Genomic DNA, 18,389 nt, shown 5'->3' on the forward strand with positions numbered 1-18,389 from the left:
GAAGGAGCGGGGAAAACCCGTAAACGAGAATCGATTTTCTTTACGCCGGAAGGATGCGCACCCACAACGCGGTGCGCCATTGCAGGCGCACCGGCCAGGTGTGGGCCAGGCTGCGCAGGGCATTGTCGGTGTCGTCGAGCTGGAACACCCCGGAAACACGCAGGCCGGCCACCGCCGGGTCGCAGCCGACCCAGCCTTCGCGCTGGCGGGCCAGGGTATCGGCCAGTTCGGCCAGGGGCATGTCGTTGGCGATCAGCAGGCCACGGGTCCAGGCCGAGCCCTGGGCCTGGGGATTGGCCAGGGGCTGCGCGCCATGGTGGTCGATGCGGTACTGCTCGCCGGCCTTGGCCAGTTGCTGGGCTCGCCCGGGCACCTGGATCGCGACCTGGCCCTGGTCGATGGCCAGGCGCGTGTTGCCGCGCGCCTGGCAGACATCGAACGCCGCGTCGAACGTCCACAGGCTGGCCTCGGCGCTGGTCACACACAGGGGGCGTTGCCGGGTGTCGCCCTGCACGCGGACATAGACCTGCCCTTCAAGCAGTTCGACCCGGCGTTCGGTCGCGCTGAAGCGCACGTTGACCGCGCTGCGGCTGTTGAGCTGCAGCTCGCTGCCATCGGCCAGCTGGACATGGCGGCGTTCTGCGGTATGGGTGCTGTAGTCGGCCAGGCTCAGGCGCCAGGGTGAGTGTTGCAGTGCCGTACCGCTGAGGCCCAGCCCCAGCAGGCCGAGGGTGAGCAGCTTGAGGGCCTGCCGGCGATCCGCCCGCTCGGGCGCCGTCAACGCACGCAGGGCAACGCCCTCGGGCAGCTCGCGGGCCTGGCTGAAGCAGGCCTGGGCTTCCTGTAGGGCCTGCCAGGTGGCTTCATGGCGCGGGTCGCTCTGGCGCCAGACCAGGCAGGCGGCACAGAGTGCCGGCGCATGCTGCGCCGACTCGAGCCTGACCAGCCAGCCGATGGCCTGGTCGAGCACGTCGTCGCTCATGGTTCCAGCCTTGCCAGGTAGCAGTGGCGGATGGCCTTGACCATGTACTTCTCGACACTGCTCAGGCTGATCCCCAGGTGATGGGCGATTTCCTGGTAGCTCATGCCTTCCAGGCGCGACAGCAGGAAGGCCATGCGCACCTTCGCCGGCAGGCCATCGAGCATGGCGTCGATCTGCATCAGCGTCTGGAGCAGGATCAGCTGGCGCTCGGCCGAGGGCGCCTCGGGCTCCGGCAGGCTGGCCAGCGCCTGCAAGTACGCGATCTCCAGCTTGTGCCGGCGCTGGCGGTCGATCATCAATCCTTTGGCCACGCTGCTGAGCCAGGCCCGCGGTTGGCGCAGCGTCGGGATCAGCTCCGGCCGGCCGAGCAGTTGCACGAAGGTGTCGTGGGCCAGGTCGGCGGCGTTGTCGGCATGTTGCAGGCGTCGCCGCAGCCAGCCCAGCAGCCAGGCGTGGTGATCCTGGTACAGCGCATCCATGGCCTGGCGCGGCGGCGGAAGTGAGGGTGAGGGCACGACGAGCCTCTCCTGCAAAAGGAATGAGCGAGATGCAGATGGGAATCGCTCTCAATCCTACGGGGTTTGCAGTCGTGTGCTCAAGAGGTAGTCAGTCCTTTGTGGGCTTGTCCCGCGAGGCAATCACCGCGTTGCATGGCACCGGCATTGCCGGTGTTCGCGGGGTAAGCCCGCTCCCACGTGTACAGTCCTGGCCCCCAGAGCGAGAGGGTGCCGATCGTCAGGTCAGTGTGACCGTGGCTGCCTGCCACAGATCACCGGAATCCCCGAACCCCGCGCCCGTGCCAGCAGCTCCTCGGTATCGTCCCCGCCCGGCAGCGCCAGCACCAGGTCGGGCCGGCTGTCGCGCAGCATGAAGACGTTGCGCAGGCGCTCGGCCAGCTTGCCGTGCAGCTGCCAGTTGGGCGGGTAGCGCACGATGTCGGCGCCCTGTTCGCGGGCCCAGCCTTCGATCTCGCCACCCAGGTGCTGGCTGCCGCCGTGGATCAGCACCCGGATCGGTTGCTGGCGCTGGAGGGCGTCCAGCGCCTGGCGGCAGCGTTGGCTGTCGGCGTAGTTGCGCCCCGCGCAGATCAGTACGCGCATGCTCACCCCCTCAGAACCACTGGCCGAAGCGGCGGATGTACAGGGTCTTCATGCCCTGGGCCACCAGGCAGTAGCCCAGCAGGGTGGCGGCCAGCCACGGGAAGTATTCCCACGGCAGTGGCACCAGCCCGACCATCGCCCCCAGCGGCGAGAACGGGATGTAGATGCCCAGGCACATGACCAGGCCGGTGGCCAGGATCACCGGCAGCGCCGCGGTGCTCTGGAAGAACGGCACCTTGCGGGTGCGCAGCATGTGCACCACCAGCGTTTGCGACAGCAACCCCTCGATGAACCAGCCGGACTGGAACAGCGCCTGCATTTCCACGCTGTTGGCGGCGAACACGTACCACATCAGGGCAAAGGTGGTGATGTCGAAAATCGACGAAGTGGGGCCGATCCACAGCATGAAACGACCGATGTTGCGAGCATCCCACTTGCGTGGCTCACGCAGGAATTCCTTGTCCATGCGATCCCACGGTAGCGACAGCTGGGAGAAGTCGTACATCAGGTTCTGCAGCAGCAGGTGGATCGCCAGCATCGGCATGAACGGGATGAACGCGCTGGCCACCAGCACCGAGAACACGTTGCCGAAGTTGGAGCTGGCGGTCATGCACAGGTACTTCATGATGTTGCCGAAGGTTTCGCGGCCCTTGAGCACGCCTTCTTCCAGCACCATCAGGCTCTTTTCCAGAAGGATGATGTCGGCCGACTCCTTGGCAATGTCGGTGCCGCTGTCCACCGAGATGCCCACGTCGGCATCGCGCAGCGCCGGGGCGTCGTTGATGCCGTCGCCGAGGAAGCCCACGGTGTGGCCGTTGGCCTGCAGCGCCTTGAGCACCCGCGATTTCTGCAACGGAGTGAGCTTGGCGAACACCGTGCGCTCTTCGACCAGCGCCTTGAGCTGGATGTCGTCCAGGCGCTCGATGTCCTGGCCGAGCAGCGGCTGGCCGGGTTCCAGGCCCACTTCGCGGCAGACCTTGCAGGTGACCACCGGGTTATCGCCGGTCAGCACCTTGACCTTCACCCCCATCTCGCGCAGGGCAGCGATGGCCGGGCCGGCGGTTTCCTTGGGCGGATCGAGGAAGGTCAGGAAGCCGCGTATCACCAGCTCGCGCTCGTCATCGGTGTGGTACTGGGGCTTGCCGGCGGCGGCCGGAATGTCGCGGGTGCCGACCAGCAGCACGCGAAAACCGTCCTGGTTGTAGGCGCTCGCGGTGGCCAGCAGCTGCTGGCGTCGCCTGGCGTCCAGGGCGACCCGCTGGCCGGCTTCTTCCACATGGGTGGCGATGGCCAGCATTTCCTCGACGGCGCCCTTGCTCACCAGCAAATGATCGCCCAGGGCATCCTGGACGATAACCGACAGGCGCCGGCGGATGAAGTCGAAGGGCAGCTCGTCGACCTTGGCGTAGGCATAGGGTGGTTGGAAACCCTGGTCTGCGCCGGCAAAACGCAGCACGGCCTGGTCCATCAGGTTCTTCACGCCGCTCTGGTGGTGGCTGTTGAGCCAGGCCAGTTCCAGCAGGCGCGGGTCCTTGTGGCCGCTGGGGTCGACGTGGTGCTCGAGGATGATGCGGTCCTGGGTCAGGGTGCCGGTCTTGTCGGTGCACAGCACGTCCATCGAACCGAAGTTCTGGATGGCGTTCAGGCGCTTGACCACCACCTTGCGCCGGGCCATGGCCACGGCGCCCTTGGCCAGGTTGGCGCTGACGATCATCGGCAGCATTTCCGGGGTCAGGCCCACGGCCACGGCCAGGGCGAACAGGAAGGCGTCGCTCCAGTCGCCCTTGACCACGCCGTTGAGCATGAACACCACTGGCACCATCACCAGCATCAAGCGGATCAACAGGCGGCTGACGCTGTTCACCCCGCGGTCGAAGGCGGTCTGGCTGCGCGAGCCGACGATGGCCTTGGCCAGCGAACCGAAGTAGGTGCGCTTGCCGGTGGCCACCACCACGGCGCGGGCGCGGCCGCTGACCACGTTGGTACCCATGAAGCCGATGTTGGGCAGATCCAGCAGGCCGCTTTCATCGTTGGCGTTGTCGGCTGCGGACTTCTGCGCGACGTGACCGAGGGTGTCGTACTTCTCCACCGGCAGCGCTTCGCCAGTCAGCACGGCCTGGCTGATGAACAGGTCGCGGGACTCGATCAGGCGGATATCGGCGGGGATCATGTCGCCGGCGGCCAGTTGCACGATATCGCCGGCCACCAGTTCGTTCATCGGCACTTCGCGCAGGCGCGCCGGCTGGTCGTGGCGCTCGCGGCGCAGCACGGTGGCGGTGGTGCGGACCATGGCCTTGAGCGCATCGGCAGCCTTGCCCGAGCGGTACTCCTGCCAGAAGCGCAGCAGGCTGCTGAGGCTGACCATGGTCATGATGATGATGACCTTGGTCAGGTCCGCTTCTTCCAGGTCGCCTGCGCGTACCGGCAGCCAGTAGTCGGTGACGAAGCTGATGCCGGCGAGGGTGAGCAGCACGTAGATGAAGGGGTTGTGCAGGGCCTTGAGCAGTTGCACCAGGGCCGGTTGCGGCTTGTCATGGGCAACCTGGTTGGCGCCGTCGCGCTGCAGGCGCTTGGCGGCTTCGTGCTCAGTCAGGCCCAGCTCGCTGGCGTCGAGGTTGGCCAGGGTCACGGCCAGGCCGTTGCGTGCCTCGCGGGCGGCGCGCATCGACAGGCGGGCATCGTCGCCGGCTTTGCTGCGGGTGTTGCGGTCTTTTACGGTCATTTGGCTGTGCTCCTGCCGCAGGAGGCGGCACGACACACAGTCGACTCACGGTAGGGAAGGTGAGTGAACGTGTCCCGTGTCGCAATGATTCAAACAATGAAAAACGTGGTTTTTCCGACGTTTACGTGTTCGCTGGCGAATGCCGGAAATTAGATCGGCAGCGAACTTTCGACTGGCTGATTCCATGGTCGGTTAATTCCTTTGCTAAATGGCGGGCAATAGAACGCCAACAAACTTTAATTATTTAAAGTTCGGAAGTTTCTGACGATCTATATGGCGTCAGTTCAGCGAACGGACAGCATCGCGCGCGTCACTGAAGGCAGTAACGGGCGCGCTATCGACTGGGCGGTTCCAGGGACGAGGACAGGCCCCAGCCGAGGACAGGACGGTGCGGGGCCTTGGGCACACAGGTGCGCAGGCGAGGGGTGGCGATATCGAGGTTCATGAGCTTGCCTCCGACCGGGCGGGCACCCGGGGCGGCAAGCTACGGCGGAGCAACAGGCTCTGGCGCGGCTTGCCCGACCTAGGGGCGGGCCCGGAGTTCCGGTTCAAGTGCCTGGCGGCCAAAGGCTGCCAGACAGCGACTAGATACTGTGTCCATTGAATTCTTCGTGAGTTGAAATAAAGGCCCGCTTTTCGGGGCGGGTGAACTTTATGCAAAGCATAGCGGGGAAGTCAACCGGGAAGGCGTAACTTAAATATGTTTCATCTGCTGGGCGGGGAATTAATGCAATACCTTGCGCAAGTGTTATCGCAGGGCAAGCCCGCTCCTGCCTGGTCAAGGCAGAAGCGGGCATTCGATCAAGGCTTGGCGCCCAGGATGATGTGCGAGGCCTTGACCAGCGCCACGGCCTGCTTGCCGACGTTGATGTTGAGGTTGTGCAGGCTGGCCATGGTGACCACCGCGACCAGCTTCTCGCCGCCGCCCAGGGTCAGTTCGACCTCGGCATTCACCGCGCCTGGCTTGATGGCGCTGACCGAACCTTCAAAGACATTCCGGGCACTGACTTTCATGGCTAACACTCCCTGTATCGATTGTTAGTCTGCGGCGGGCGGCGCCATCCGTGCTTCCAGCTCGGCAACCTGCTTTTCCAGGGCCTCCAGGCGGGCGCGGGTGCGGGCCAGCACCACCATCTGGCTGTCGAACTCCTCGCGGCTGACCAGGTCGAGCTTGCTGAAGGCACCCTGCATCAGCACCTTGAACTGGCTTTCCAGTTCGGCGCGGGGCGCGGCGGTGTCACCGCTGAACAGGCGCGAGGCCTGGTCGCTCAGGGCATCGAGGAAGGCTTTGGGCGCGAGCATGTCTGGTATACGCTGATCACTGAAAGGGCAGCAGTGTAGCACGGGGCTCCGGGCCACTTGCGCTGCACGCTTTTCGCGCAGGGCGGCCAAAGGTAGCGCACCGATTTTGTGCGCTTTTTCCTTGCTGGCGATTGGCCAATCCCTGCCGGTTCACGCAACTACCTGTTTTCCCGTGACTTACGCTAACTGGCAAGGTTTCTGCAAAGACCTGAGCGAGCCATGCACTGATGCAGTCCCTTGTGACCAGGCAGTGCGCAGGCGGAGCCGGAAGGTTCTTCGTCACAGCCGGATCGTGCGTCGGCGGGGAGGATGGAGCCGACGACGCGTTACAAAGCCAGGCGCTGCGCTTAGACTTGAGACGGGTTTGTTTTCCTGGGGCAAGTCCACCAAATCGGGAGAGAGTTTCATGAAGCTAGTCACTGCCATCATCAAGCCGTTCAAGCTGGACGACGTGCGCGAGTCGCTGTCGGAAATCGGCGTGCAGGGCATCACCGTGACCGAAGTCAAAGGCTTCGGCCGGCAGAAGGGTCACACCGAGCTGTATCGCGGCGCTGAATATGTGGTCGATTTCCTGCCCAAGGTGAAGATCGATGTCGCCATCGACGACAAGGACCTCGATCGGGTGATCGAAGCCATCACCAAGGCGGCCAACACCGGCAAGATCGGCGACGGCAAGATCTTCGTGGTCAATCTGGAGCAGGCGATCCGCATCCGTACCGGCGAGACCGATACCGACGCGATCTAAGCGCCAAACCAAGCCTCACCAAACCCAACGCCCCAGGAGAAAACAACATGACTCTGCGCAAGATCGCAGGGCTAGGAGCCCTATTGTCCCTCGTAATGCCAGGGCTGGCCCTGGCCGAGGAAACTGCCGCCCCCGTGCTGAACTCCGGCGACACCGCCTGGATGCTCACCTCGACGGCACTGGTCCTGTTCATGACCATCCCGGGCCTGGCCCTGTTCTACGGCGGCATGGTGCGCTCGAAGAACGTGCTGTCGGTGATGATGCAGTGTTTCGCCATCACCGGGTTGATCAGCATCCTGTGGGTCATCTACGGCTACAGCCTGGCTTTCGATACCGCTGGTATGGAAAAGGGCGTGCTCAACTTCAATTCCTTCATCGGTGGCTTCTCCAAGGCCTTCCTCAACGGCGTCACGCCGTCGGGCCTGACCTCGGCCACCGCGCTGTTCCCCGAGGCGGTGTTCATCACCTTCCAGATGACCTTCGCCATCATCACCCCGGCGCTGATCGTCGGTGCCTTCGCCGAGCGCATGAAGTTCTCGGCAATGCTGATCTTCATGGGCGTGTGGTTCACCCTGGTCTATGCGCCGATCGCGCACATGGTCTGGAGCGGTGACGGCGCGCTGATGTGGGACTGGGGCGTGCTGGACTTCGCCGGCGGCACCGTGGTGCACATCAACGCCGGTATCGCCGGCCTGGTCTGCTGCCTGGTGCTGGGCAAGCGCAAGGGCTACCCGACCACGCCGATGGCCCCCCACAACCTGGGCTACACCCTGATGGGCGCGGCCATGCTGTGGATCGGCTGGTTCGGCTTCAACGCAGGTTCCGCCGCCGCGGCCAACGGTACCGCCGGCATGGCCATGCTGGTGACCCAGATCGCCACCGCCGCCGCCGCCCTGGGCTGGATGTTCGCCGAGTGGATCTTCCACGGCAAGCCAAGCGCACTGGGCATTGCCTCGGGCGTGGTCGCCGGCCTGGTCGCCATCACCCCGGCCGCCGGCACTGTCGGGCCGATGGGCGCCCTGGTGATCGGCCTGGTGTCCGGCGTGGTCTGCTACTTCTGCGCCACCAGCCTCAAGCGCAAGCTGGGCTATGACGACTCCCTGGACGCCTTCGGCGTGCACGGCATCGGCGGCATCATCGGTGCACTGCTCACCGGCGTGTTCGCGGCACCTGCCCTGGGCGGCTTCGGCGCGGTCACCGACATCGCCGCGCAGTTCTGGATCCAGGCCAAGGGCGTGATCTTCACCGTGGTCTACACCGCCATCGTCACCTACGTGATCCTCAAGGTCCTCGACCTGGTGATGGGCCTGCGGGTCAGCGAAGAAGAAGAGTCGGTCGGTCTCGACCTGGCTCAACACAACGAGCGCGGCTACAACCTGTAACCGCGATGCTGGAAAACTTGCCCGGTTCGCCGGGCATTTTTTTGCCTGTAATTTACCGTTTGGCCTGGGGCAAACGGTTTCCCTGCGCTGATCGCGACCCGGGGTTAAAACTTACAAGCCATCGGGTGTTTCTGGTGCTTTGCTTTTTCTGCGAGCGCGCTAGAATGCGCGCCGAAGGAAGCTGGACGAGTAGTCCACACACTTCGCTACCCTTTGCTAGGCTTGCCAATAGCCTGTGGCCAGCAAGGGCTCAAACAATTTTGTCAGGCCTTGCCAGGAGCAGGGCCTGCAGGGTGCCGGGCCCCCCATGAGGGGGTGGACACCCAGGGCAGTGGCCAATCCACGGCCAGTTGAATTTTCACTGGAGGCTGCCGGTCTACGGCTGCACCGGTCTATAACTAACCTGCTTTTCGCAAGTCATGAGGTAGAACATGAGCGACGACGATCTGGAAAATGATGACCTCGAAGTAGGCGACGAAGACGAGGCTGATGACGGCCTTGAAGCGGCCGCTGACGACGGCGCGGAAGACGCCGGCGACGATGACAGCAGCCCGGCTCCTGCGGCCAAGGGCAAGTCCAAGGCGGCGGTCTCGGTAGACGAGATGCCGAGCATGGAAGCCAAGCAGAAAGAGCGCGATGCGCTGGCCAAGGCGATGGAAGAGTTCCTGTCGCGCGGTGGCAAGGTGCAGGAAGTGGAGGCCAACGTGGTCGCCGATCCGCCCAAGAAGCCGGACAACAAGTACGGCAGCCGCCCTATCTGAGTGGCTGAACGCAAAAAAGCCCGCCGTCGCTGCGGGCTTTTTTGTGCCTGTCAGGTTGGCACGGTCTCTGTAGGAGCATTGCCTGAAGATGTGGGATGGGGAATGTGAAGCCAGTCAGCGCCAGCGCGACAGCACGTCGGGCAACTGCGACAGCCGCTGAATCTCCGCATCCGGCGCCTGTTCGCCGCTCCAGGGCTTGTGCTGCGGGTTGAACCATACCGCCCGCAGCCCGGCGCGCTGGGCGCCGGCGATGTCGTCACCCGGATGGTCGCCGACGTGCACCGCCGCCCCTGCGTCCACCTCACCGCGCTTCAGCGCTTCGAGGAACGGTGCCGGGTCCGGCTTGCCTATCCCTAGGTCCTCCGCGCACAGCGCGAAGCGGAAGTAGTCCGCCAGGCCGAGCCTGCGCACGTCGGCATTGCCGTTGGTGACCACGCCGAGGGTGTAGTGATGGCGCAGGATCTCCAGCACCGGCTGCACCTCGGGGAACACCTCGACCTGGTGCCGGGCATGCAGGAACACCTCGAAGCCCTCGTTGGCCAGCTCCCGGGCGTGCTGTTCGCTGTAGCCGACCTCTTCCAGGGCGTGGAACAGCACCCGTCGGCGCAGGGCGCTGATGCGGTGCTTGAGGCCCGGTTCGGCCTGCACCAGGCGTTCGCGGATGGCGAACAGGTGCTCGACCGGCACGCCGCCGAGGATCGGCGCGTTGGCTTCGAGCCAGTCGCGCAGGACGACTTCGGCGCTGGCGATGACCGGCGCGGTGTCCCAGAGGGTGTCGTCCAGGTCGAAGGTGATCAGCTTGATGCTCATGAGTCCGTGTCCTTGCTGCGTTTGGCCCGAGGGTGGGCGCTGTCGTACACCGCAGCCAGGTGCTGGAAGTCCAGGTGGGTGTAGATCTGCGTGGTGCTGATGTCGGCGTGGCCGAGCATCTCCTGCACCGCGCGCAGGTCCTGGGACGATTCCAGCAGGTGGCTGGCGAAGGAATGGCGAAGCATGTGCGGGTGCAGGTGCTGGCCGAGCTCGCGCTCGCCGGCGGCCTTGACCCGCAGCTGGATGGCGCGGGGGCCGAGGCGCTTGCCCTGGCGACTGAGGAACACCGCGCCGTCCCGCGGGCCGGCGATGCCGCGCAGCTTGAGCCACGCCTGCATCGCCTCGCGGGCCTTGCGGCCGACCGGCAGCACGCGGCTCTTGCCGCCCTTGCCGTGCACCTGTACCAGCCCGGCGGCCAGGTCCAGGTGTTCGAGGTCGAGCCCGGTCAGCTCCGACAGGCGCAGGCCGGACGAGTAGAACAGTTCGAGGATCGCCTGGTCGCGACGGGCAATGAACTCGTCGTCGACGCCGCCATCGAGCAGTTGCAGGGCACGGTCGGTGTCCAGCACCTTGGGCAGGCGCCGTTCACCCTTGGGCGGCGCCAGGCCGTTGGCCGGGTCGTGCTGGCAATGGCCTTCGCGGTTGAGGTAGCGGTACAGGCCGCGCACCGCCGAGAGCAAGCGCGCCAGGCTGCGCGAGGACTGGCCGTGATGGTGCTGACGGGCGACCAGCTGGCGCAACTGCTGGACCTGCAGGGCGCTCCAGCCGGCGATGCCCTGGGTGTTGCAGAATTCGATGACTTTCTCGAGGTCGCGGCGGTAGGCCAGCAGGGTGTGCTCGGACACCTGGCGCTCGTTGCGCAGGTGAGCGCAATAAGCCTCCAGCTGGCGTTCCATCAGCGTACCGAGCGCAGCGTCTGGGTGAAGCGCGGCACCACGCGGCCAAGCACTTCGGCGATGTAGCTGAGGAACAGGGTGCCGACGCTGCTCTTGTAGTGCTGCGGGTCGCGGCTGCCGATCGCCAGCACGCCGTGCAGGCCCTGGTACTCAAGGGTGGCCACGGCGCTGGAACCGACTTCCTTGTGCTGGGCATCGCCGAACAGGAAGGCCAGTTCATGCTCGCGCAGGCTGCCGCTGATGGTCTTGCCGCCGCCGATCAGCCCGCCGATGGCCTGCTGCGCCTCGGCCCCGGATACCCAGCGGCCCACGGGCGCGGCGTTCTCGCCGAACAGGATCAGGCTGACGAAGGGCACCTGGAATTCCTGGCGCAGGCTGTCCTCGACCGCCATCACCACCTCTTCGAGGGTACCGGCGTCGAGCAGGTCGAGGATCAGCCGGCGGGTCTTGTCGAACAGCCGGTCGTTGTCACGGGCCACGTCCATCAACTGCGACAGGCGATGGCGCATCTCGATGTTGCGGTCGCGCAGCAGCTTGAGCTGGCGCTCCACCAGCGACACGCTGTCGCCGCGCTGATGGGGGATGCGCTGTTCGAGCAGCAGCTCGTCGTGCTCGGCGAAGAAGGTCGGGTGGGCGCGCAGGTAGGCGACCACCGCTTCGGCATCGAGCTCTCGGGCCTGCGGGGATGCAACGTTAGGCTGATCGGTCATGGCGGATACTCGCTTAGAGACGAACTTGTCCTTCGAACACGCGGACGGCGGGGCCGGTCATCAGCACCGGCTTGCCGGGGCCGGCCCACTCGATGCTCAGGCGGCCGCCCGGCAGGTCGATGGTCACCGGCGAGTCCATCCAGCCCTGGCTGATCGCCGCCACGGCCGCGGCGCAGGCGCCGGTACCGCAGGCCTGGGTCTCGCCGGCGCCACGCTCCCATACCCGCAGGTTGGCGCGGTGGCGGTCGACCACCTGGATGAAGCCTGCATTGACCCGCTGCGGGAAGCGCGGGTGATGCTCGATCTTCGGGCCCAGCTCATGGACCGGCGCACTGCGCACGTCGTCGACGCGCAGTACCGAATGCGGGTTGCCCATGGACACCGCGGCGATCTGGTGCACCTGGCCATCGACTTCCAGCGCATAGCTGATGGCCTGCTCGTCGGCGATGAACGGGATCTCGGCCGGGGCGAAGCGTGGCGGCCCCATGTCGACGCAGATCTGGCCGTCGTTGCGCACATCGAGCTCGATGATGCCGCCCTTGGTCTCGACGCGAATGCGCTTCTTGGCCGTCAGGCGCTTGTCCAATACGAAGCGAGCGAAGCAGCGCGCGCCGTTGCCGCACTGCTCGACTTCGGAGCCGTCGGCATTGAAGATCCGGTAGCGGAAATCCACATCCGGGTTATTCGGCGCCTCGACGATCAGCAGTTGGTCGAAGCCGATACCGGTGTTGCGGTCGCCCCATTGCTTGGCGTGCTTGGGTTGGATGTGCGCGTGCTGGCTGACCAGGTCGAGGACCATGAAGTCGTTGCCCAGCCCGTGCATCTTGGTGAAACGCAGCAGCATGGGCTCACTCCGGCAGCAGGCTTTCGCCGGCGAACAATTCGGCGACGGTCTCGCGGCGACGCACTTCGAAGGCCAGGTCGCCATCGACCAGCACTTCGGCGCAACGGCCACGGGTGTTGTAGTTGGAGCTCATGACGAAACCATAGGCGCCCGCCGAGCGGACGGCCAGCAGGTCGCCCTCGGCCAGGTCCAGCACGCGGTCCTTGCCCAGGAAGTCGCCGGTTTCGCAGATCGGGCCGACCAGGTCGTAGGCCCGGCCTTCACCTTCGCGGGGCTTGACCGCGCTGACGTCCATCCAGGCCTGGTACAAGGCGGGACGGATCAGGTCGTTCATGGCCGCATCGATGATGGCGAAATCCTTGTGCTCGGTGTGCTTGAGGTATTCCACGCGGGTCAGCAGCACGCCGCCGTTGGCGACGATGTAGCGGCCCGGCTCGAACACCAGGGCCAGGTCGCGCTCGCCGACGCGCTCGCGAATGGCGGCGATGTAGTCGGCCAGCAGCGGTGGTTGCTCGTCGCGGTAGCGCACGCCGACACCGCCGCCGAGGTCCAGGTGGCGCAGGTGGATGCCGCACTTGGCCAGGCGGTCGACCAGCACCAGCAGGCGGTCGAGGGCGTCGAGGAAGGGCTCGACGGTGGTCAGTTGCGAGCCGATGTGGCAGTCGACGCCGACCACATCCAGGTTCGGCAACTGCGCGGCACGCACGTAGATAGCCTCGGCGTCGGCGATGGCGATGCCGAACTTGTTCTCTTTGAGACCGGTGGAAATGTACGGATGGGTGCCGGCGTCGACGTCCGGGTTCACGCGTAGCGAAACCGGGGCCGTCTTGCCCATTTCGGCGGCAACGACCTGGAGGCGCTCGAGCTCGTCGGTGGACTCGACGTTGAAGCAGTGCACGCCCACTTCCAGAGCGCGGCGCATGTCGTCACGGGTCTTGCCGACCCCGGAGAACACCACGCGATCGGCGCGCCCGCCGGCGGCCAGGACGCGCTCCAGCTCACCGCCGGAGACGATGTCGAAGCCTGCGCCGAGGCGCGCCAGCAGGTTCAGCACGCCCAGGTTGGAGTTGGCCTTGACCGCGAAGCAGACCAAGTGCTCGACCCCTTGCAGGGCGTCGGTATAGCTGCGGTACTGGGCCTCGATATGGGCGCGCGAGTACACGTAGGTGGGCGTGCCGAAGCGTTCGGCGATCGCCGTCAGGGCCACCCCTTCCGCGAACAGCTCGCCGCCGCGGTAGTTGAATGCGTCCATGGGATTTCCTTACTGCGCGGGCGACTCTTCTGGCTGCTCTTGCGGCTGCACCAGCACCGGTTGCGGCTGGACAGGCTTGGCATGCTGGTGCGATTTGCGCGGGCCTTTGCCGTCCTTGCCGTCTTCAGGCAGGTACAGGGGGCCTTTCTGACCGCAGGCCGAAACGAGGCAGGCAACCGCGACCAGCGCCGCGAGGGAGGAAATCAGGCGTTTCATGGGTGAAATCCTTGGAAATATGCAGTATTGCGCCCGAGTATACCGAGCGCCCACCTGATTGCCTATGCAAGGGTCAGCCCCGCTCGGCGGGCATGGGCGACCGAAGGACATGCGGCTTTTTCTTACCGCGATTAGCTTGTAGCTTGAGGCGTTCGCCCTTATCGTGCCCGGCTTGCGTGTGTACAGCCATTTTTCGAGGTCCCTGCAATGAGTTTGAGCGAAGCGCGTTTCCACGACCTGGTCGATGCGACCCAACAGGCCCTGGAAGACCTGTTCGATGAAAGCGGCATGGACCTGGACATGGAGAACTCCGCCGGCGTTCTCACCGTCAAGTTCGACAACGGCAGCCAGCTGATCTTCAGCCGCCAGGAGCCGCTGCGCCAGCTGTGGCTGGCGGACAAGTCCGGCGGCTTCCACTTCGACTACGACGAAGAGAGCGGCAAATGGGTCTGTGAGAAGAGCGAAGAACTGCTGGGCGAGATGCTCGAGCGCATCGTCTGGGAACGCGCCGGCGAGAAGCTGGACTTCGACGAGATCTGAGATGAGCGACCTGCCCCGGCCACCCAAGCCGCTCTACAGCAACGTGAGCCCGGCGGTGCCATCACCTTGTATCAGCATATGTCGGCTGGATGAGCACAAGGTCTGCACCGGCTGTCACCGCCATGTCGAGCATATCCGCGAGTGGCGCTCGGCCGATGACGAGCGGCGCCGGCAGATCTGCCGCGAGGCGCTGGCCCTGAAATCGCGAGCACCGGCATAGGCACAACGAAGGTGTGGGCTTGAGTATTTGCCCCGCTGTGGTAGTGTCAGGGTCTGCGTCGATGACGCCACAGTATTTTGCAAACCCCGCCCTTGGGCGGGGTTTTGCTTTATCTGCCTGTTGAAAATTGCCTGTTCAAAGGAGTCTGACTGGATCATGAGCACCAAGCCTTCCCTCATCCTCACCCGCTTGGACGTGCAGCGTCTCGAGCGCCTGCTCGACGACCTCGATGAAAGCACCCCAGGTGTGCTCGCCCTGCAGGACGAGCTGGACCGTGCCGAGCAGGTGGTCGGGCATGAAGAGGTGCCGGCCGGCGTGGTGACCATGAATTCGCGGGTGCACTGCCGAGAGAGTGCCAGCGGCAAGGATTACCACCTGACCCTGGTGTACCCGAAGGATGCCGGCCCCGAGGGCAACGTATCGATTCTTGCGCCGATCGGCTGCGCCCTGCTCGGCCTGTCGGTGGGCGACCAGATCGACTGGCCGGCGCCGGGCGGCAAGACCCTCAAGCTGGAGCTGCTGGCGGTCGAGTACCAGCCGGAGGCGGCAGGGGATTTCGATCTCTGATACTGCGCATTCCCCTGTAGGAGCGGCCCGTCAACGCCGAGAGAGTCAGGGCTCCAGCCGCGCCTGCAACTGTTCCAGCCCATCGTTGAGCGCCTGCTCCAGCTCGCGCTTGTAGCGCAGGTACAGGCTGGTGGACCCCTGCTCGTCCTCCAGCAGCTCGGACAGGTCGAGGTCGGTGATGTAGCAGCGGTAACGGCCGCTGCTGCGCCGCTGGCCCAGGATCTGCCGGGCGACCACGGCATACAGCTGGTCGCCATGCTCCAGTTCGGAAAACTCCTGCTGGTCGCAGTAGAGCGTGACATGCACCCCGTCGCCGGTACCCGCCTGGAGGATCGCCTGGACCTCGTAGTAGGCCTGGTTCTGGCTGTCCATTGGCGTCTGTCGCGGCTCCAGGCTGCGTGCCTTGCCGAGGCCAGATGGCAGCAACTGGTAGTAGAGGATATCCAGCGACGCCAGCGGCAGGCTGTCCAGGGGCAGTTGGGCATCGCGGCGCATCAGCATCGATTGCAGGAAGCGTTGCAGCGGCAGCAGCAGGTGCTGCTCGTCCTGCAGCGGCAGCCGTTGCTGCCAGAGCGCGTTGTGCTCGTCGAGCACATACAGGTCGGCCCAGCCTTCGAACAGCCGGTAGAACACCTGGATACAGCCGGGGCGGCCCTGGGCCAGGACCAGCGGCAGGTCATGGTCCTGCAGGGCATGGGCGTCCAGGTGCAGCGGGCTGTAGCGGCTGCGCTCCTCGCCGAGGGCCGCCAGCACCGCGTCGTGGTCGGCGAGGCTGGCCAGGGTGATCTGCCCGGGCTGCAGGTCGAGGATGTGGGTGTGCTGGGCCACCTGCAGCAGGTAGCGGTGATTCAGGCCCTGGTCGAGCAGCAGCTGCACGGTGTCGAAGATGTCCTCGACCCGTTGGCTGATAGCCTGGGCGCGGTTGTGGCAGTAGCAGCGCACCCGCACCCGCGGGCGGTGGCTGCGCAGGCCCAGGCTGTTGAGGAAGTCGCGCAGGCAGCGCACCAGCGCATGCTCGCCATCGTAGCGCTGCACCAGGACCTCGTTCCAGCTGTTGAGGGTGATCTGGTCGAGGGTCAGCACCAGGTTCTCGCGCACCCCGGCGTAGCTCAGCGAGTCGGTGCGCTCGGTGGTCATCAGGATGTTCAGGTCGCGGTGATGGCGCAGCGGATCGACCCCGACATTCACCAGCAGCAGGATCTCGTCGGCCACGCTCGGTTGCAGCAGGCGCACCTCGCTGACCGTTTCCAGGGGCAGGGGGATGCTCTGTTGCAGGCTGCCGATCAGGTTGAACAGCTCGAACTCGCTCAGGTCGCTGGCGCCAGGGTGCAGGGCCAGGCGTGTGCCGCTGTCGATCACGCCGTTGCGATGGGCCCAGGTGAGCAGCTCGAGCAGTTCGCGGCAGCGCTTGATCGGGCTGAAGTGCTCCCACTCGTGCACGCCGAGGTTGCCGTTGTACAGGCCCCAGTGGTGGGTGCCCGGCTCCTTGCGGTTGGGCGAGTGCACCAGGGTCAGGGTGTCTTCGGCCAGGTCCGGGGCGATGCCCGGGTTGATCACCTCGATCTTGCCGGCCCGTCGCTCGAAGGCGGCGTACAGGCGCCGGCCGAGGACGTTGAGGTCGCGCTGGTCGGCGCGGCTGTTGGCGTTCTGCTGGCGGGCGAACTGGGTCAGGAAGCGGTAGCTGTGGTTCAGCTCGGCCACCAGCTCGCGGCGCTCGACCGCCACCTGGCGCACTTTCCACTGGCTGCGGCTGTCGAGCAACGCCAGCTGGCGCTCGTCCCAGCCCCATTCCTCGGTCAGGCGCCCGAGCAGCTGGCGCTGCCAGCCGCCGCTGCGGGTGCGGCCCAGGTCGCTTAGCTTCTTGTTCACTTTCAGGTACAGGCTGCGCCGCACCAGCTCCAGGCGCGTCGATTCGCCACGCTGAAGCAGGTAGCGTTCGATGCGCCGGTAGACCATGACGTAGGGGTCGAGCTCGTCCAGGTCCAGCTGGTTGGCGAACACGGCCTGCTTGTAATCCAGGCTCAGGCAGCGCACCTGCGGGTGTTCGCTGGCGTAAGCTTCGGTGAGCAGCAGCTTGAGCAGCGATTTGTAGGGCGAGTCGATGCCCTTGAACAGCTGCCACAGCCCAGCACCGACATACTCGCCAGGCGGTATGTGCGCCAGGTTGCCGAGGTCCAGGGCGTCGGTGATGCGGATGAAGCGCTTGGCCAGCAGGGTCTGGGTAAAGTCCCGGTAGTTATGCTCCTGGTACACCGGCACCAGCCACCACAGCGGCGTACGCCCGGCCAGCCAGATGGCGGTGCGGTAGAACTCGTCGAGCAGCAGGTAGTGCTGGGTGGTGCCGCAGTCGTCGGAGCTGAGCTGGCTGTCGCGCTCGCCCCGGACGAAGCCGCGTGGCTCGATCAGGAACAGGTGCGCCTCGGCGCCCTGGCTGGCGGCCCAGGCTTCGAGCAGCTGGCATTTGCGGCGCAGGTCGGCCAGGGCCTGCTCGTCCAGGTCGGGGGCGTGGCAGACCCAAAGGTCCATGTCACTCTGCTCGGCCTGAGCCAGGGTGCCCAGGCTGCCCATCAGGAACAGGCCGTGGATTGGTTGCTGCGGCTTGCCGTGGCGCGGTTTGTAGGTGAACGAGCGGGTCAGGCGCTGGGCCTCGGCCAGCAGGTCGCTGTCGGGCTCGAAGCCGGATACGCCGGCGGGGGTGGTGCCCGACACATAGCCCGGCAACAGCGGGTGATTGACGTGGAAGAACAGCGGCAACAGGGTGAGGACCAGTTGCTGGCGCGTGGACAGCCCTTCCATGGCCCGTGCCAGGCGGCCCTGGTTGATCTTCAGGAAGCGCGCGCGCAGCTTGGACAGCTCCTTACGGTCGATGCCTTGGTCGAGATCGGGGCGGATTTCATGGGGGTGGTACATTGCGCACTCAGGCAGGCCGGGGGAGCACTGGCGAGTTTAGCCTGAGTGGGGCGCTCGGATAAGGGGTTGCTGGGTTTTTGACGTCAGATTTGCAGCGCCTGTGCAAGCCATCGACGGTAAGCCCGCTCCTGCAGGTCTGCCGAGCTGCAGGAGCGGGAGCAGGGGTTCAGGCCGGCTGGGCGGATTTTGATTTGAGGATGGTCAGCAAAAGCCGGACGCTCTCAGCAGCATCGTTACCAAGGCTGGTGAGGTAACCGCCATCGGGTTGGTCGGTGAGCCCTTTGTCATGCAAGCGCTTGGCAGCGGCGACCAGGGCGGGGGAGGCGTCGCTGCTAACCTTGATGCCTTCCTGGTGGTTATCCAGGTTGAACTGAGAAAGGACTTCCAGTTCGGCGATCAGTTCGGGGGTAAAAGGCATGGGCAACTCCTG

The 18,389-nt window shown here is 65.4% G+C and carries 19 protein-coding genes and 1 pseudogene; 6 read left to right on the top strand and 14 right to left on the bottom strand.

What is annotated here, in order from left to right; all coding sequences use genetic code 11:
* Positions 1-40: 40 nt before the first annotated feature.
* The 6 genes and pseudogenes from K5H97_RS00955 to K5H97_RS00980 form a co-directional block, all read right to left on the bottom strand.
* Positions 41-982: a FecR domain-containing protein gene (locus K5H97_RS00955; RefSeq protein WP_028688627.1), complete on the bottom strand. Its 942-nt coding sequence runs from the start codon at positions 980-982 to the stop codon at positions 41-43.
* Positions 979-1,461, bottom strand: a complete 483-nt coding sequence (locus tag K5H97_RS00960) for a sigma-70 family RNA polymerase sigma factor (RefSeq protein ID WP_028688626.1) — start codon at positions 1,459-1,461, stop codon at positions 979-981. Before K5H97_RS00960 ends, K5H97_RS00955 begins: the two co-directional genes overlap by 4 nt.
* A gap of 261 nt (positions 1,462-1,722) precedes the next feature.
* Positions 1,723-2,082 carry a DUF2493 domain-containing protein gene (locus K5H97_RS00965; RefSeq protein WP_028688625.1) on the bottom strand — a complete coding sequence of 120 codons (360 nt, stop codon included), beginning with the start codon at positions 2,080-2,082 and terminating at the stop codon, positions 1,723-1,725.
* 10 nt (positions 2,083-2,092) lie between these two features.
* The gene (gene mgtA / locus K5H97_RS00970; protein ID WP_028688624.1) at positions 2,093-4,804 is read right to left on the bottom strand and encodes a magnesium-translocating P-type ATPase; all 2,712 of its coding nucleotides are present in this window, start codon (positions 4,802-4,804) and stop codon (positions 2,093-2,095) included.
* A gap of 816 nt (positions 4,805-5,620) precedes the next feature.
* Positions 5,621-5,818: pseudogene (locus K5H97_RS00975) on the bottom strand (TOBE domain-containing protein); the annotation flags it as partial.
* 24 nt (positions 5,819-5,842) lie between these two features.
* The gene (locus K5H97_RS00980) at positions 5,843-6,106 is read right to left on the bottom strand and encodes an accessory factor UbiK family protein (RefSeq protein WP_028688623.1); all 264 of its coding nucleotides are present in this window, start codon (positions 6,104-6,106) and stop codon (positions 5,843-5,845) included.
* 406 nt (positions 6,107-6,512) lie between these two features.
* On the opposite strand from K5H97_RS00980, the gene glnK reads away from it, so the two are divergent.
* From glnK to sutA, 3 genes are all read left to right on the top strand, one after another.
* A complete protein-coding gene (gene glnK / locus K5H97_RS00985; protein WP_002555808.1) occupies positions 6,513-6,851 on the top strand; it encodes a P-II family nitrogen regulator in 339 nt (112 codons plus the stop codon).
* 47 nt (positions 6,852-6,898) lie between these two features.
* Positions 6,899-8,233 carry an ammonium transporter gene (locus K5H97_RS00990; protein ID WP_028688622.1) on the top strand — a complete coding sequence of 445 codons (1,335 nt, stop codon included), beginning with the start codon at positions 6,899-6,901 and terminating at the stop codon, positions 8,231-8,233.
* A 431-nt stretch (positions 8,234-8,664) separates the two neighbouring features.
* Complete coding sequence (sutA, locus tag K5H97_RS00995; RefSeq protein ID WP_023632536.1) at positions 8,665-8,994, top strand: transcriptional regulator SutA; 330 nt, start codon at positions 8,665-8,667, stop codon at positions 8,992-8,994.
* A gap of 114 nt (positions 8,995-9,108) precedes the next feature.
* On the opposite strand, the gene K5H97_RS01000 is transcribed toward sutA, so the two are convergent.
* Genes K5H97_RS01000 through lptM form a run of 6 tightly spaced genes read right to left on the bottom strand, consistent with a single transcriptional unit; the run spans position 9,109 to position 13,722 of the window.
* Complete coding sequence (locus K5H97_RS01000) at positions 9,109-9,804, bottom strand: HAD family hydrolase (protein ID WP_028688621.1); 696 nt, start codon at positions 9,802-9,804, stop codon at positions 9,109-9,111.
* A complete protein-coding gene (gene xerC / locus K5H97_RS01005) occupies positions 9,801-10,700 on the bottom strand; it encodes a tyrosine recombinase XerC (protein ID WP_028688620.1) in 900 nt (299 codons plus the stop codon). The genes K5H97_RS01000 and xerC overlap by 4 nt, the downstream gene beginning before the upstream one ends.
* Positions 10,700-11,410, bottom strand: coding sequence for a DUF484 family protein (locus K5H97_RS01010; RefSeq protein WP_028688619.1), 711 nt, complete (start codon positions 11,408-11,410; stop codon positions 10,700-10,702). Before K5H97_RS01010 ends, xerC begins: the two co-directional genes overlap by 1 nt.
* Before the next feature lie 13 nt (positions 11,411-11,423).
* Positions 11,424-12,254 carry a diaminopimelate epimerase gene (gene dapF / locus K5H97_RS01015; protein ID WP_028688618.1) on the bottom strand — a complete coding sequence of 277 codons (831 nt, stop codon included), beginning with the start codon at positions 12,252-12,254 and terminating at the stop codon, positions 11,424-11,426.
* Between the two features lie 4 nt (positions 12,255-12,258).
* Positions 12,259-13,506 (bottom strand): diaminopimelate decarboxylase, encoded by a 1,248-nt coding sequence (gene lysA / locus K5H97_RS01020; protein WP_028688617.1) that lies wholly within the window; start codon positions 13,504-13,506, stop codon positions 12,259-12,261.
* Between the two features lie 9 nt (positions 13,507-13,515).
* Positions 13,516-13,722 carry an LPS translocon maturation chaperone LptM gene (gene lptM / locus K5H97_RS01025; protein ID WP_050703271.1) on the bottom strand — a complete coding sequence of 69 codons (207 nt, stop codon included), beginning with the start codon at positions 13,720-13,722 and terminating at the stop codon, positions 13,516-13,518.
* Between the two features lie 207 nt (positions 13,723-13,929).
* On the opposite strand from lptM, the gene cyaY reads away from it, so the two are divergent.
* The 3 genes from cyaY (at position 13,930) to rnk (ending at position 15,049) form a co-directional block, all read left to right on the top strand.
* Positions 13,930-14,262 (top strand): iron donor protein CyaY, encoded by a 333-nt coding sequence (gene cyaY / locus K5H97_RS01030; protein ID WP_028688616.1) that lies wholly within the window; start codon positions 13,930-13,932, stop codon positions 14,260-14,262.
* Between the two features lies 1 nt (position 14,263).
* Positions 14,264-14,482, top strand: coding sequence for a DUF1289 domain-containing protein (locus tag K5H97_RS01035; RefSeq protein WP_028688615.1), 219 nt, complete (start codon positions 14,264-14,266; stop codon positions 14,480-14,482).
* A gap of 156 nt (positions 14,483-14,638) precedes the next feature.
* Complete coding sequence (rnk, locus tag K5H97_RS01040; protein WP_028688614.1) at positions 14,639-15,049, top strand: nucleoside diphosphate kinase regulator; 411 nt, start codon at positions 14,639-14,641, stop codon at positions 15,047-15,049.
* A 45-nt stretch (positions 15,050-15,094) separates the two neighbouring features.
* On the opposite strand, the gene K5H97_RS01045 is transcribed toward rnk, so the two are convergent.
* Positions 15,095-17,959, bottom strand: coding sequence for a class I adenylate cyclase (locus K5H97_RS01045; protein ID WP_028688613.1), 2,865 nt, complete (start codon positions 17,957-17,959; stop codon positions 15,095-15,097).
* Between the two features lie 166 nt (positions 17,960-18,125).
* Positions 18,126-18,377, bottom strand: a complete 252-nt coding sequence (locus K5H97_RS01050) for a TIGR02647 family protein (RefSeq protein ID WP_028688612.1) — start codon at positions 18,375-18,377, stop codon at positions 18,126-18,128.
* Positions 18,378-18,389: the final 12 nt, after the last annotated feature.

The sequence above is a fragment of the Pseudomonas mosselii genome (assembly GCF_019823065.1).
In the GTDB taxonomy this organism is placed as follows: domain Bacteria; phylum Pseudomonadota; class Gammaproteobacteria; order Pseudomonadales; family Pseudomonadaceae; genus Aquipseudomonas; species Aquipseudomonas mosselii.

What these genes read in the sequence shown, in the direction of transcription:
- lptM (WP_050703271.1), bottom strand. Translation starts at nt 13,722, where the DNA reads ATGAAACGCCTGATTTCCTCCCTCGCGGCGCTGGTCGCGGTTGCCTGC.
- K5H97_RS01045 (WP_028688613.1), bottom strand. Translation starts at nt 17,959, where the DNA reads ATGTACCACCCCCATGAAATCCGCCCCGATCTCGACCAAGGCATCGAC.
- K5H97_RS00965 (WP_028688625.1), bottom strand. Translation starts at nt 2,082, where the DNA reads ATGCGCGTACTGATCTGCGCGGGGCGCAACTACGCCGACAGCCAACGC.
- K5H97_RS00990 (WP_028688622.1), top strand. Translation starts at nt 6,899, where the DNA reads ATGACTCTGCGCAAGATCGCAGGGCTAGGAGCCCTATTGTCCCTCGTA.
- K5H97_RS01000 (WP_028688621.1), bottom strand. Translation starts at nt 9,804, where the DNA reads ATGAGCATCAAGCTGATCACCTTCGACCTGGACGACACCCTCTGGGAC.
- mgtA (WP_028688624.1), bottom strand. Translation starts at nt 4,804, where the DNA reads ATGACCGTAAAAGACCGCAACACCCGCAGCAAAGCCGGCGACGATGCC.
- cyaY (WP_028688616.1), top strand. Translation starts at nt 13,930, where the DNA reads ATGAGTTTGAGCGAAGCGCGTTTCCACGACCTGGTCGATGCGACCCAA.
- glnK (WP_002555808.1), top strand. Translation starts at nt 6,513, where the DNA reads ATGAAGCTAGTCACTGCCATCATCAAGCCGTTCAAGCTGGACGACGTG.
- K5H97_RS00980 (WP_028688623.1), bottom strand. Translation starts at nt 6,106, where the DNA reads ATGCTCGCGCCCAAAGCCTTCCTCGATGCCCTGAGCGACCAGGCCTCG.
- sutA (WP_023632536.1), top strand. Translation starts at nt 8,665, where the DNA reads ATGAGCGACGACGATCTGGAAAATGATGACCTCGAAGTAGGCGACGAA.
- K5H97_RS00955 (WP_028688627.1), bottom strand. Translation starts at nt 982, where the DNA reads ATGAGCGACGACGTGCTCGACCAGGCCATCGGCTGGCTGGTCAGGCTC.
- K5H97_RS01035 (WP_028688615.1), top strand. Translation starts at nt 14,264, where the DNA reads ATGAGCGACCTGCCCCGGCCACCCAAGCCGCTCTACAGCAACGTGAGC.
- dapF (WP_028688618.1), bottom strand. Translation starts at nt 12,254, where the DNA reads ATGCTGCTGCGTTTCACCAAGATGCACGGGCTGGGCAACGACTTCATG.
- K5H97_RS01050 (WP_028688612.1), bottom strand. Translation starts at nt 18,377, where the DNA reads ATGCCTTTTACCCCCGAACTGATCGCCGAACTGGAAGTCCTTTCTCAG.
- xerC (WP_028688620.1), bottom strand. Translation starts at nt 10,700, where the DNA reads ATGGAACGCCAGCTGGAGGCTTATTGCGCTCACCTGCGCAACGAGCGC.
- lysA (WP_028688617.1), bottom strand. Translation starts at nt 13,506, where the DNA reads ATGGACGCATTCAACTACCGCGGCGGCGAGCTGTTCGCGGAAGGGGTG.
- K5H97_RS00960 (WP_028688626.1), bottom strand. Translation starts at nt 1,461, where the DNA reads ATGGATGCGCTGTACCAGGATCACCACGCCTGGCTGCTGGGCTGGCTG.
- K5H97_RS01010 (WP_028688619.1), bottom strand. Translation starts at nt 11,410, where the DNA reads ATGACCGATCAGCCTAACGTTGCATCCCCGCAGGCCCGAGAGCTCGAT.
- rnk (WP_028688614.1), top strand. Translation starts at nt 14,639, where the DNA reads ATGAGCACCAAGCCTTCCCTCATCCTCACCCGCTTGGACGTGCAGCGT.